Annotated in this window: 13 protein-coding genes; all 13 read right to left on the bottom strand. The window is 67.6% G+C overall.

Going from position 1 to position 12,723, the window contains the following annotated elements:
• Window positions 1-63: 63 nt before the first annotated feature.
• The gene (locus U9978_RS03635) at window positions 64-909 is read right to left on the bottom strand and encodes a F0F1 ATP synthase subunit delta (protein WP_322759580.1); all 846 of its coding nucleotides are present in this window, start codon (window positions 907-909) and stop codon (window positions 64-66) included.
• A 3-nt stretch (window positions 910-912) separates the two neighbouring features.
• A complete protein-coding gene (locus tag U9978_RS03630) occupies window positions 913-1,497 on the bottom strand; it encodes a F0F1 ATP synthase subunit B (RefSeq protein ID WP_322759579.1) in 585 nt (194 codons plus the stop codon).
• Window positions 1,498-1,512: 15 nt separating this feature from the next.
• On the bottom strand, window positions 1,513-1,758 hold the full coding sequence (locus U9978_RS03625) for an ATP synthase subunit C (protein WP_013875004.1): 246 nt from the start codon (window positions 1,756-1,758) through the stop codon (window positions 1,513-1,515).
• A 78-nt stretch (window positions 1,759-1,836) separates the two neighbouring features.
• Window positions 1,837-2,742, bottom strand: a complete 906-nt coding sequence (atpB, locus tag U9978_RS03620) for a F0F1 ATP synthase subunit A (protein WP_322759578.1) — start codon at window positions 2,740-2,742, stop codon at window positions 1,837-1,839.
• Window positions 2,743-3,135: 393 nt separating this feature from the next.
• A complete protein-coding gene (locus U9978_RS03615; RefSeq protein ID WP_322759577.1) occupies window positions 3,136-3,468 on the bottom strand; it encodes a hypothetical protein in 333 nt (110 codons plus the stop codon).
• Window positions 3,465-3,905, bottom strand: coding sequence for a hypothetical protein (locus tag U9978_RS03610; RefSeq protein WP_322759576.1), 441 nt, complete (start codon window positions 3,903-3,905; stop codon window positions 3,465-3,467). Before U9978_RS03610 ends, U9978_RS03615 begins: the two co-directional genes overlap by 4 nt.
• Complete coding sequence (locus U9978_RS03605; protein ID WP_322759575.1) at window positions 3,902-5,011, bottom strand: MraY family glycosyltransferase; 1,110 nt, start codon at window positions 5,009-5,011, stop codon at window positions 3,902-3,904. The genes U9978_RS03610 and U9978_RS03605 overlap by 4 nt, the downstream gene beginning before the upstream one ends.
• 37 nt (window positions 5,012-5,048) lie before the next feature.
• A complete protein-coding gene (gene glyA, locus U9978_RS03600; RefSeq protein WP_322759574.1) occupies window positions 5,049-6,305 on the bottom strand; it encodes a serine hydroxymethyltransferase in 1,257 nt (418 codons plus the stop codon).
• 174 nt (window positions 6,306-6,479) lie between these two features.
• Window positions 6,480-7,136 carry an L-threonylcarbamoyladenylate synthase gene (locus U9978_RS03595; RefSeq protein ID WP_322759573.1) on the bottom strand — a complete coding sequence of 219 codons (657 nt, stop codon included), beginning with the start codon at window positions 7,134-7,136 and terminating at the stop codon, window positions 6,480-6,482.
• Between the two features lie 48 nt (window positions 7,137-7,184).
• Complete coding sequence (gene prmC, locus U9978_RS03590; RefSeq protein ID WP_416210836.1) at window positions 7,185-8,240, bottom strand: peptide chain release factor N(5)-glutamine methyltransferase; 1,056 nt, start codon at window positions 8,238-8,240, stop codon at window positions 7,185-7,187.
• A 41-nt stretch (window positions 8,241-8,281) separates the two neighbouring features.
• Complete coding sequence (gene prfA, locus U9978_RS03585) at window positions 8,282-9,352, bottom strand: peptide chain release factor 1 (protein ID WP_322759571.1); 1,071 nt, start codon at window positions 9,350-9,352, stop codon at window positions 8,282-8,284.
• Window positions 9,353-9,566: 214 nt separating this feature from the next.
• Window positions 9,567-9,806, bottom strand: coding sequence for a 50S ribosomal protein L31 (gene rpmE, locus U9978_RS03580; RefSeq protein WP_322759570.1), 240 nt, complete (start codon window positions 9,804-9,806; stop codon window positions 9,567-9,569).
• Window positions 9,807-10,119: 313 nt separating this feature from the next.
• Window positions 10,120-12,429: a transcription termination factor Rho gene (gene rho, locus U9978_RS03575; RefSeq protein ID WP_322759569.1), complete on the bottom strand. Its 2,310-nt coding sequence runs from the start codon at window positions 12,427-12,429 to the stop codon at window positions 10,120-10,122.
• Window positions 12,430-12,723 lie beyond the last annotated feature (294 nt).

Here is a 12,723-nt window from a genome sequence, read left to right as displayed (position 1 = left end):
TTCAATAAATGGTGAGGGCACGTCCCGCAGGTCATGCGAGGTCTGGGTGTCCACGAGAGCGCTCTATCGGTACAGCCGCCGGCGCGCGTCGGTGAGGCGGCGGAGGACGCTGCCGTCGACCACCTCGTCACCGATCCGCACGACAACGCCGCCCAGAACGGCGGGGTCGACATCCATCTGGAGCTGGACATCACGACCAAAATACCGGCTGATCGCTGTCCGCAACCGAAAGATCTGGTCCCCCGCGAGAGGTACAGCCGTGCGCACCACGGCGACGAGCCGGTTTCGGCGTGCGGCTGCGATCACGGTCAGTTGCTCGAGACGACGTTCGAGATCACCGTGGTAACGCTCGGCGACTGCACGCTGAACAAGACGTATCGTTACGGCGTTGGCCTTGCCGTCCAGAAGCCTGGCCAGGAGTTCCTGCTTCGCGGGCCACGGGGCCGCCGGGTCGCTGAGGGCCAAGGACAGTTCAGGTGTCCGGTTGAGGATGCGACCGAACCGGAACAGCTCGTCCTCCACGTCGTCGAGGACGCCCTCGCGCTGTGCCCGGGCGAGCAGGACCTCGACCCCGAGCTCGGACAACGCGTGTTGGATGTCGAGCGGCCGGGCCCAGCGGCCGGTAGCCGCGACCGCCACGACGTCGAGAGCCTCCGCCGAGATCTTGTCGCCGAACAAACGGGCGGCAAGGCCGGCGCGAGCCGATCCGGGCACTCCCGGATCGGCCAGCGCCCGGCGGATCGCCAGCTCCCGGCTGAGAAGGTCCACCACCGCTTCAAGGTCGTCCGCGAGACGGCCGAGGTCAACCGGATGACGGGACCGCGTCCCGGTACCGGGCGGCCCGGTCGCGGTCAGCTCGTCCAGGCGAGCTCGCGCCGAGGCCAGGGAATGTCGGCTGGATCCCTCCATGCCTCAGCCCCCCGGACCAGCCGGAGCCGGAATCGCAGACTCGTCCGGGTGCTCCAGACCCGCGATGAAGTCGTCGACCAGCTGGCGCTGGCGGTCGTCGCGCTCCAGCTCATGACCGACGATCTTCGTCGCGAGCTCGAGGGCGATGTCACCGACCTCGCGCCGGAGTTGAGCGACGATCTGCGTCCGTTCCGCGGCGAGTTGTGCCTCGCCCCGCGCCTTGATCTCAGCGACCTCGGTATCTGCCTGCGCACGCAGTTCCGCGAGGATCTGGCTTCCCTGCTCGCGGGCGTCCTCACGGATGCGGGCAGCCTCGGTCTGCGCGTCGGCGAGCTGCGCGCGGTAGGAGGTGAGAAGCTCCTGAGCCTCCTGCTGGGCGTGCGCGGCACGGGCGAGGCTGCCCTCGATTCCCTCGGTCCGCTCGGCGTATGTCCGCTTGATCTGCGGGTAGACCTTCCAGAAGAAGAAGGCCACCAGCAGACCGAACGCCAAGGCACCGATCAGCAGTTCGCCGAGCGGTGGGACAAGGACGTTCTCATCCGAGTGTGCGCTGTCCCCGGCGGCCAGCAACAGTGTTGCGGTAACCACGGTGTCTCCCCCGGCTTAGGGGAAGACGAACGGGACGACGAAGCCGATCAGGGCCAGTGCTTCCGCCAGGGCGAAGCCGATAATCATGTACCGGAAGGCGACCTGCTCCGCTTCGGGCTGGCGGGCGATGGCCTGCACACCGAGACCGAAGATAAGGCCGATGCCGATACCCGGCCCGATGGCCGCCAAGCCGTATGCCACCGCGCCGAGGGAGCCGCTCACCTGGTCGGCAGCAGCAAGCACCAAGGAGGTGTCTGCCATGTCATATTCCTTTTCCAGTCGGGCACCGGGACCTGCCACGGTGCTGATCGAAGTGCTGATCGGGGTGTCCGAACTTTTTTATGCGTGCGCCCCGGCTGGCGCGCCGCTCATCGCGGGCGCCCCACTCGCGGCAGGAGCATGGTCAGTCGCCGGAGAACTTTCATGGCCACCGCCGGCTTCGATCGCACCGGAGATGAAGGCGGCCGTGAGGATCGTGATGATGTAAGCCTGCAAGCCGTCGATGACGAGTTCGAAGCCGGTCAGCACGATCGTCATGAGCAGCGAGGCGAACCCGAAGACAAAAGGCGGCTTGGGTAGCAGGTACTCCGCGCCGAGCGAGAAGACCAGGAGCAGGATGTGGCCGGCGAACATGTTCGCGAACAACCGGACCGCGAGCGTGAACGGCCGCACGAGCATGGTCGACATGACCTCGATCGGCCCAAGCAGAACCTTGACAAAGACAGGCGCGGTCGGCGCCGGGTTGATCATATGCCCGAAGTACGCTCGTGCGCCGTTGGCCTTGATGCCGGCGTGGTTGAACAGCACATAGGTCACAGCGGAGAGGACGATCGGAATGGCTATTCGCGAGGTCGGCGGGAACTGGGCGCCGGGAACAATCGCGAGCACATTACAGATGAACACGAAGCTGAAGAGCACGACCAGGTACGGGGTGTACTTCCGCCCCTTCTCGCCGATGACGTCCCGGGCGATCGACGTGTCGATGAAGTCGTAGATCGACTCACAGACGTTCTGCAGTCCGCGGGGCACGACCGTGGCCCGCCGGAAGCCGAGCCAGAAGACCACACCGACGAAAAGCGCGGCGAAGATCCCCAGCGCAGTCGCCTTGTTCAAGTAGAAATGAACCGGTCCGAGATCGACGTCGAACCAGTGCGGCGGCTGGAAGACCTCCTTGGTCGGGCCCTTGAAGCCCTCATCAGCGAGGACCAGGGGTCCCGCGGGGACCGGCACGACGGACACCTCCATGATCGAAATACACTCTCACCAGCTAAGGAAGAGACGCAGCCGTACCGGCGGCGGTGTGGACTCACCCTATCTGGTTCAGGCGGGACAGCCCCGCCAGGCGCGGGCCGGCTCCCGCTCGGATACGGCGCCGCACCACGCATGACCATCCATCGACACGGCATGATCATGAGTCCGGCAGGACCGACGGGAGACACGACTCACACCGGATGTCCGCAAGTGGACACCCAGCACTGGCGATACTATCCACACCCTGTGGCGATCGGCATCAACTCCATGCCGCCCAGAGCTGGTTCACTCCCTTGTTCACCTGAAAGTAGCCGGCAGGTTCATTTTTACGACGTGCTTCTCACGCTGAGAAGTCAAAGCAAGACCGCGGGCAACTGTCGAGCTCGATCAGAAACGCCGCGTAGCCCTGCTGATCACAAGATAGAGCGACGCTGCCATGCCGAGGAGGACACCGATCGGCAGGAAGACCGTGCCGAGTCCGGTGAGCCGGTCAATCCCGTAGCCGACCAGCCCCCAGAACCCGATGCCGGCCAGCAGGGTGCCGACCGCCGTCCAGGCTTCATCGGAGACCAGGCCGGGCCGGTACGGGCGACGCGGCGGTCCGTCGTCTGGGTGCCTTGCAGGGCCGCCGGCCGCGCGCGAAGAACCATCCTCGCGCGGCCTTTGGCCGGTCGGCTCCGCAGGGCCGCCGGCCGGCGGCGTCGGTTCGACTTCGCTCACCCGTTCAGGGTGTCACGCCGGGAGTCCTGCCGCGCCTGGAAGACCGTGGGGTCGTAGAACGGGACCCGGGTATGGGTGGCGACCCACAGCTCGGCGCCGAGCCATCCGAAGACTCCCACGAAGATGGCCCAGGCGAAGGCTGCGAGATCGATGCTGGTCGACCCTTCGAGGTTCACGAGAAGAGCACCGAGAATTATGATCTTCATAAGGTAGGTACCCAGCGCAGCTGGCAGCACCATCGCTCGCGCGCGCTGGGCGACAACGCTCACCGCCACCTTGCTGGCCGCAAAGAAGAACCCGACCAGGCACAGACCGATTACGACGGCGACGATTCCGGCCCCGCCCCGGGTGAAACCCGCGACCACGAGGCTGGGAACGGCGAGGGCGGCGAGCACGCCCAGACCGAGTCTGATCGTCCGCCCGGTAGCCACGATCATGCGCGTCGCACCGATCGCTGACCGGTCAGCAACAGGACTAGGAGCCCGATCAGTCCGAGGCCGACCACGGCGGCAAGAATGGGCAGCGGTTGCCGCGAGAAGGATGCGGCCACCCCGCCGAAGCCGAGCAGAGCCGCCCAGAAGTACATGATGAGAACCGCGCGGACGTGGGATTTTCCGATCTCCAGCATCCGGTGGTGCAGATGCATCTTGTCCGCGGCGAACGGCGACCGGCCGGCGCGGGTCCGGCGGATCACGGCTAGTCCGAGGTCGATGAACGGCACCGCCAGCACGGCCAGCGGAATGGCCAACGGAATCAGCGACGGCAGGGATCGGGACGGCCCGGCGTATCCGCCATAGGCGACCTGTCCGGTCACCGAGATCATGGACGCCGCCGACAGTAGACCGACCAGCATCGAGCCGGAATCCCCCATGAACAGACTGGCCGGGTTGAAGTTGTGCGGCAGGAAGCCCAGGCATACCCCGGCGGTGACCGCGGCCAGCAAGGCCCCCGGCGCCGCCCGGGAAAAGTGATTGATCACAGCGACCTCATAGGCAAAGTAGAACGTGGCCCCCGCGGCAATCGCCGCAACCCCCGCGGCAAGGCCATCCAGCCCGTCGATGAAGTTCATGGCGTTAACGAGAATGACCGTGGCAAAGATCGACAGTGGCACGGCTGTCTCGGGTCCGAAGCTGAAGGTGGTGTCGCTGTCCGGATTGACGGCGAACGACCACTGGACTCCCAGCAGCACCATCACACCGGCGGCGGCGACCTGACCCGCGAGCTTCGTGATCGCGTCCAGCGGCCATCGATCGTCCACCACCCCGAGCAGGCAGATCACTACACTCGCGACACCCACCGCATGCGGCTCGGCCCAGTCCCGCGAGACCGAGGACAGGAACGGCAGCTCATCGGCGACCTCCAGACCGGCGACGACGCCCGCGAGCATGGCCAGTCCGCCGAGTCGCGGAGTCGGCACGGCGTGCACATCACGATCACGGACAGTGGCGACGGCGCCGATCCAGATGGCAAAGCCCCGCGCGACCGGCGTGCACAGAAAGGTGACCGCCGCCGACACCGCGAATACGAGTAGATACTCCCGCAATAGCCTGACGCCTTCGCTGACTTACCGCACCACCGCGCTAGCGCCGGTAAGCCGGATGCCGGCCGACCAGGACGGATACGGCTCTGGCTACATCAGAGCCCGCCGACGGGTCACGGACCGCCCGACCGATCAGCGCCGCGATCTCCTTCATCTCGCCTTCCCGCATGCCCTGAGTGGTCACCGCCGGGGTACCGACGCGGATACCAGAAGCGACCGCAGGCGGTTGCGGGTCGTACGGGATGGCGTTCTTGTTCAGCGTGATCCGCGCCGCGTCGCACCGGGCTTCGGCATCCTTGCCGGTTACCCCAAGATCGCGTAGGTCGAGCAGGGCGAGGTGGGTGTCGGTACCGCCGGCGACCGGCCGCACGCCTTCGGCCGCGAGCCCGTCCGCGAGGGCCTGGGCGTTGACGATGACCTGACGGGCGTACTCGGCGTAGGCCGGGGTCGCGGCCTCCCGCAACGCCACCGCTTTGGCGGCGACCGCGTGCATGAGCGGGCCGCCCTGGCTGAACGGGAACACCGCCTTGTCGATCCGCTGGGCAAGTTCTTCCCGGCATATGATCATCCCACCTCGAGGCCCTCGCAGGACCTTGTGGGTGGTGAAACTGACCACGTCGGCGTACGGCACCGGGCTGGGGATGGCTCCGCCCGCGACTAGGCCGATGAAGTGCGCGGCATCGACCATCAGCCACGCCCCGACCTCGTCCGCGATCGAGCGGAAGGCAGCGAAGTCGATCAGCCTGGGATACGCGGTGGCGCCACAGATCATCATTTTGGGCCGGTGCTGCCGCGCGAGGTCCCGAACCTCATCGTAGTCGATCAATTCGGTGTCCGCGCGCACTCCGTAGGCGACGACATCGAACCACTTCCCACTGAAGTTCACTCGGCTGCCATGAGTGAGATGACCACCGTGCGGGAGTGACATCGCCAACACGGTGTCGCCAGGGGCGAGCAGCGCGGCGTAGACCGCGAAGTTGGCCTGAGCCCCGGAATGCGGCTGCAGGTTCGCGTGCTCGGCACCGAACAGCGCCTTTGCCCGGGCGATGCCGATCTCCTCCGCACGATCGACAACCTGGCACCCGCCGTAGTAGCGACGGCCCGGATAGCCCTCGGCGTACTTGTTCGACAACGTCGACCCGAGGGCCGCCAGCACCGCCGGCGAGGTGAAGTTCTCACTCGCGATGAGCTGGAGACCCCCACGGAGCCGGTCCAGTTCGTCCAGGACCACATCCGCGATCTCTTCGTCCTCGGCACGGAGCTGATCGAAGTCCGGGCCCCAGAACGGGGTGCTCATAAGCTGCCTCTCCTCCTGCGCGACTGGCCCCTGGCTGCGCGACTGGCCCTGGCCGCGTGAAGGCGGCCGGGCCAGGAGCGACCGAGCTCGGGATCGTCCCGATCGCGACGCCCCGTCTTCGACTGCGTCAATCCCAGACAGCTTACGGCGCAGAGCCGCAGCGGGCCGGGAGCGTCACACGGTTACCGCGGGTTCCTGGACTGACGGCAGAACCTCGCGCAACGCCGTCATGGTGACCGCACCCGCCCGCAGTACCCGAGGGACCTCACCGGTGCAGTCGACGATCGTCGATGCGATGCCGGCCGAGCACGGCCCGCCGTCGAGGTACACCTCGGCTGAGTCACGCAGCTGCGCCATGGCGTCTTCCACCGTGGTCGCAGGTGCCTGACCGCTGATGTTCGCGCTGGACACGGCCATCGGCCCGGTACGGCCGAGCAGTTCGATGGCGACCGGATGCAGTGGCATCCGCACCGCGACAGTGCCCCGGGCGTCCCCGAGATCCCAGCTCAACGACGGCGCATATGGCACGACCAGAGTCAGCCCACCCGGCCAGAATGCCCGGATCAGATCCCGCATCGGCTCGGTGACCTGCTCGACGAGCCCGTCGAGGGTGCGCCATGCACCAACCAGTACCGGGACGGGCATGTCCGGTCCGCGGCCTTTGGCCGCCAGCAACGCGCGCACAGCGACCTGGTCGAAAGCGTCCGCACCAATGCCGTACAGCGTGTCAGTGGGCAACACGACGAGCCTGCCATGGCGCACCGCGCGCGTCGCCGCCTCAAGACCGGCCGCACGCCGTTCGGAGTCCGCGCAGTCGTACCGTTCGCTCACTGACTCCCTTGGCCTCACTGGCTCCCCCATTATTTCAGTGGTGCTCCGTCACTTCGGCAGTGCGTCACTTCGGCAGTGCCTCATTTCGGCAGTATGTCGTGACAGCGCCGGCACCTCGGCCCTGCCCGGCTCCCTGCCGGGTCCGTACCGACCGGTCCCGGTGCCCGTGCGAGGCCTGCGCGAGGCCGAGACGAACCGGGCCCGCCCCGCCAGGTCGGGATGGTCCCGAACATCGTCCCAGTAGCCGGATGCATGCAGCAGCGCAGGGGCGTCCAAGCCGTGCCGGTCGGAGTGTTCGATCACCAACTGCCCGCCGTCGCGCAACAGGTCGCCTGCCACCTGGGCAACGGCGCGCACCCCCGCCAGACCGTCTGGTCCGGCCCACAGCGCGGCAGGAGGATCATGCTTACCGACCTCGGGTTCGACCAGGTCCCGTTCGTCATCCCACAGGTAGGGCGGGTTACTCACCACCAGATCGACCCGGCCGAACAGATCCGCAAGCTCTCGGGCAACCGTGGCAACCGTGGCAACCGGCTCGCGAACGTCGTCGATGCCGCATCCGGCCGGCTCGATCCCGACGTCGGCGTGATGCAGGGTCACCCGGCCGTCGGCGTCGGTGAAGCCACGGGCCGCGATGTTGCGTGCCGCCCAGGCCAGCGCTCCCGGATCACGTTCGACAGCGTGTACCCGCGCGCCGGGTAGTTCCTCGGCCAGGGCGAGAGCGATCGCGCCGGAGCCGGTGCAGAGGTCCACACAGACCGGTCGTGTCCACCCGGCCGCCCGAACCGCGTCGAGTGCCCAGCCGACCACGGTTTCGGTCTCCGGTCGGGGTATGAACACGCCCGGGCCCACGGCAAGAGTGAGATAACGGAAACCGACGGTGCCCACCAGGTGCTGAAGGGGCACCCGCGCAACCCGCCGGGCCACGAGCTCGGCAAACCGCTCCAGGTCCGCCGGGGTCATGGATGCCGTCAGCGGCAGGCGGCGGCGAGGCTCACCGGTCACGTAGGCCGCGAGCTCTTCGGCGTCTGACCGGGGACTTGCGACCCCGGCCGCGGCGAGAGCGGCGACTGCTGCACGCACGGACGAAACCACCGGACCCATGGGAACGGGCGTCGTCGGCAGAAGGTGGTGCCCGACGGAGGTCACGACGACGCTCCGGCCGAGAGCCTCGCCTGCAGGTCCGCGGCAACCAGCGCGTCCAGTACGTCGTCGAGTTCACCGTCGAGTACCTGATCGAGGTTGTGTGCTTTGAATCCGACCCGGTGATCGCTGATCCGGTTCTCCGCGAAATTGTAGGTACGAATCCGCTCGGAGCGGTCCACTGTACGAACCTGACTGGCCCGTGCCGCCGACGCCTCGGCCTGTGCCCGCTCGCGGGCGACGACCAGCAGTCGGGCCCGCAGAATGCGCAACGCCGACTCCTTGTTCTGCAGCTGACTCTTCTCATTCTGGCAGGAGACCACGAGGCCGCTGGGAAGATGGGTGATACGTACCGCCGAGTCCGTCGTGTTGACGCTCTGCCCACCGGGGCCCGAGGAGCGATACACATCGATGCGCAGCTCATTGGGGTCGATCTCGACTTCGACCGCCTCGGCTTCGGGTAGCACCAGGACCCCGGCCGCCGAGGTGTGAATACGACCGGCCGACTCGGTGACCGGAACCCGCTGCACCCGGTGCACACCGCCCTCGAACCGCAGCCGCCCGAACACGCCGCCGGTGGTCATCCGGCCGGCCTTCACCGCCACACTCACATCCCGATAGCCGCCGAGGTCGCTGGGATTCGCGTCCAGGATCTCAGCCCGCCAGCCGCGCCGCTCGGCGTACCGCAGGTACATCCGGAGCAGGTCGCCGGCGAAGAGCGCAGACTCCTCACCGCCCGCGCCCGCCTTGATCTCCAGGATCGCGTCCCGGGCGTCGTCAGGGTCGGTGGGTACCAGATGGGCGTGGAGGCGGTCCCGCAACACCGCGTGCGCGGCCTCGAGCTCCGCGACCTCGGCGCGAAACGAGACGTCCTCGGCGGCGAACTCGCGGGCGGTCGCGAGGTCCGCATCGACCCGATCCAACTCGCGCGCGGTCTCCACGACCGGGATCAGTTCCGCGTACCTGCGCCCGAGGCTGCGTGCCAGCGCCGGATCGGCGTGCACTGTCGGATCGGCGAGACGGCCCTCCAGCTCGGCGTGCTCGGCAAGCAGACCGTCGAGTGGAGTGGTCATTTCGGGCATCTCCTGGTCTATTGGCCGAAGGCGGTGCGACGATGTTCTTGCGCGCCGCCGGAGGCCCGCTGAACGTCACCAGCCAAAGGCGACGCGACGATGCTCTTCCGCGTCGCCGGCGGCCCGCTGAACGTCACCAGCCGAAGGCGGCGCGACACGAACGCCAAACAGCGCCCGCGCCGCTGTCGGACAGGGCACGGGCGCTGTAAACGCGCTATTTCGTCCCAGGTCCGGGCTTGTCACCGGGACGACGGCGACCGAAGCGCCGCTCGAATTTCTCGACCCGACCGCCGACATCCAGAATCTTCTGCTTGCCGGTGTAGAACGGGTGGCACTGTGAGCACACCTCAGCATTGATCACGCCGTCCGCCTTGGTGCTACGGGTCGTGAACGTGGAGCCGCAGGTGCAGACGACCGTGGTCCCATGGTACGTCGGATGAATGTCAGCCTTCATGATCCTTCTTCCCGAAGTGGCCGCCGGGTCGCCCTACCATGACGGCGAGAGCGTGAACCGGTGCCGGGTTCCAGTCTGCCAGAAGCTTCTAGGAGGCCCCGGGACAGCACCGCAGGCGCTGTCCCGGGGCGGTCTCACGACAACAGACTCTTAGTGGTCGGCAATAGGGGACGCGGCGTCGCGGGGTTGGGGCACGCACCTCGCCTCGTTGTCGTCGGTCGGCACCCGACACCTCCGGTGCCTCCCTCCGCCGCCTCGCGATGCACGCACCCCAACCCCGCTCCTTGATCCACGCCCCTACTGCCGGGCGCTCTTAGTCCTGCCCTGGAGTCGTCTTCGCGATCTGCATCAGGAACTCGTAGTTCGTCCGCGTTTGCTTCAACCTCTCCAGAAGAAGATCGAGTGCTTGCTGGGACTCCAGAGTATGCAGGACCCGGCGCAGCTTATGCATGATCACAAGCTCGTCCGGCGCAAGCAGGATGTCCTCCTTGCGGGTTCCGGACGGGTCGACGTCGATCGCCGGGAAGATCCGCTTGTCGGCGATCTTCCGATCAAGCTTGAGCTCGGCGTTGCCCGTTCCCTTGAACTCCTCGAAGATCACAGTGTCCATCGTGGAGCCCGTCTCCACCAGCGCCGTGGCGATAATCGTCAATGACCCGCCGTTCTCGATGTTCCTGGCAGCACCGAGGAACCGTTTCGGCGGGTAGAGCGCGGTGGAGTCCACACCACCGGACAGGATCCGGCCGGATGCGGGAGCAGCCAGGTTGTAGGCCCGCCCGAGTCGGGTGATCGAGTCGAGCAGCACGACGACGTCCTCGCCCAGTTCCACCAACCGCTTGGCCCGCTCGATGGAGAGCTCGGCGACACTGGTGTGGTCGGACGGGGGCCGGTCGAAGGTTGACGCGATGACCTCACCCTTGACCGACCGCTGCATGTCGGTCACCTCTTCTGGGCGTTCGTCGACGAGAACGACCATGAGGTGGCATTCCGGGTTGTTCGTCGTGATCGCGTTCGCGATGGCCTGCAGCACCATCGTCTTTCCCGCCTTCGGTGGGCTGACGATCAACGCCCGCTGGCCCTTTCCGAGCGGCATCACCAGGTCGATCACCCGGGTTGTCAGCAACTGCGGCTCGGTCTCCAGGCGCAGCCGCTCCTGCGGGTAAAGCGGGGTCAGCTTGGTGAACTCGGGCCGGTTACGCGCCTCATCCGGTTCCAGGCCGTTGACCGTGTCGAGCCGGACCAAGGCGTTGTACTTGTCCCGCCGCTGCTCGCCCTCCTGCGGCGCCCGGACGACGCCGGTGATCGCGTCGCCGCGGCGCAGCCCATGGCGACGGACCTGGGCCAAGCTGACGTAGACGTCGGTCGGGCCGGTCAGGTAACCGCTGGTTCGCACAAATGCGTAGTTGTCAAGAACGTCGAGGATGCCCGCGACCGGGACCAGCACGTCGTCCTCGCGGACCACCGGCTCCGACTCGCTGAAACCGCCACCCTGGCGGCCGCGGTTGCGGCCACGCTCACGGAACCTGCCGCGGTTGCGCCGGTTCCCGCTGGCGAAGTCGTCATCGCGCTCAACCTGACCCCGGTCACCCGAACCCCGCTCGACCTGACCCCGGTCACCCGAACCCCGCTCGACCTGACCCCGGTCACCCGAACCCCGCTCGACCTGACCCCGGTCACCCGAACCCCGCTCGACCTGACCCCGGTCACCCGAACCCCGCTCGACCTGACCCCGGTCACCCGAACTCCGGTCACTCTGACCTCGGCCCTGCCGGTCGCCTTGTGACCGCCCTTGCCGCTCGCTGGCGACGGGACGGTCAACCGACGCACGGTCTCCGTCGGCCTGCTGACGATCACGCCGGTCATCCCGACCACGCACGTTGCCGTTGTCCGACACGCGGGGAGCAGTGGCCGGTGCTGCCACGGACAGCTCCGCTGGGGCGGTGGAGACAGGCGCGCCGGGCGCGCTGACTGCGACAGGCGCGGCGGCTGGGCTGGCCGGCGCGGCCCCGACCACCGCGGCGTCCTCCGTGCCGACGGCTTGCACGCTCTCGGATCCGTTCACCGGACCAGACGAGGCCGCGCCACCATGGGTATCCCCGGGGCCGGGCAACGCCTCGGTCAGCGTCGTCTGCTCGCCGAGTGCGGTGGACGGACTTCCCGATGCCCGGGAAGCCCCACGACGGGTCCGGACCCGGGTGGCGCCCTCGACCGGCGCGGTCGCCTCAGCGGCGGATGACGCCACCGTGGGCTCCGCCGCGTCCGCGGCCTTTGTGTTCGTGTTCGTGTTCGTGGACGGACCTCGTGTGCTTCGGGCCGGTTGCGCATCGGCGGCGTCGGCGCCAGCCATGGCCGATTGCGGGGCTGGCGCATCTGCGCCCCCAGCGACGCCGGCGGGAGTCTGAACGTTCTGGATGGCCGCGATGAGCTGCCCCTTTCGCAGGCGTCCCACGCCCTGGATACCCAACGAAGTTGCCATGGCCTGCAGCTCCGGCAGGAGCATGGCTGAAAGGCCGGTGCCTGACCGCCGGCGCCGCGGAGAACCAGCGTCCACGGACGACGTCGGTGTCTGAGACTCCGCGGACTCACGTGCGCTGTCAGGCAGCACGTCGGTGGTGTCGCTCAAGATGTTCCTTCCCTGAAGGGACCGGCTCAAGGGAGCCGGGTGACGCTTGTTGACCTTCTTCGCCTGGGCATCCCAGATGGAAACGATGTTCAGCGCCAGGTGGGCAAGCAGAGCGCCCGTGGACGGCGCCAACGGCCGAACGCCGCGTGCGAACTCGTCAATCCCGCTGAGGACTTGTCGGTGCTGGCCGAGGCTTCGATGACGAGGCTGAGGCACCAAGTTCCGGTACCAGGATCCGGCTACGATGAACCGGTAGCACCGGCGGGCGAGCACGCGCCGCGGCGGCAGCGAGTG

Origin of the sequence: Protofrankia sp. Cr2 (assembly GCF_963555885.1) — a bacterium.
Classification (GTDB): Bacteria; Actinomycetota; Actinomycetes; order Frankiales; family Frankiaceae; genus Protofrankia.
The sequence above is the reverse complement of the archived record's forward strand: the minus strand, read 5'-3'. Positions and strand labels throughout refer to the sequence as shown.

Bases quoted from the DNA above. Each gene is read 5' to 3' on its own strand.
- U9978_RS03635 (WP_322759580.1), bottom strand. From the start codon at position 909: ATGGAGGGATCCAGCCGACATTCCCTGGCCTCGGCGCGAGCTCGCCTG.
- U9978_RS03625 (WP_013875004.1), bottom strand. From the start codon at position 1,758: ATGGCAGACACCTCCTTGGTGCTTGCTGCTGCCGACCAGGTGAGCGGC.
- atpB (WP_322759578.1), bottom strand. From the start codon at position 2,742: ATGGAGGTGTCCGTCGTGCCGGTCCCCGCGGGACCCCTGGTCCTCGCT.
- U9978_RS03610 (WP_322759576.1), bottom strand. From the start codon at position 3,905: ATGATCGTGGCTACCGGGCGGACGATCAGACTCGGTCTGGGCGTGCTC.
- glyA (WP_322759574.1), bottom strand. From the start codon at position 6,305: ATGAGCACCCCGTTCTGGGGCCCGGACTTCGATCAGCTCCGTGCCGAG.
- prmC (WP_416210836.1), bottom strand. From the start codon at position 8,240: ATGGGTCCGGTGGTTTCGTCCGTGCGTGCAGCAGTCGCCGCTCTCGCC.
- prfA (WP_322759571.1), bottom strand. From the start codon at position 9,352: ATGACCACTCCACTCGACGGTCTGCTTGCCGAGCACGCCGAGCTGGAG.
- rpmE (WP_322759570.1), bottom strand. From the start codon at position 9,806: ATGAAGGCTGACATTCATCCGACGTACCATGGGACCACGGTCGTCTGC.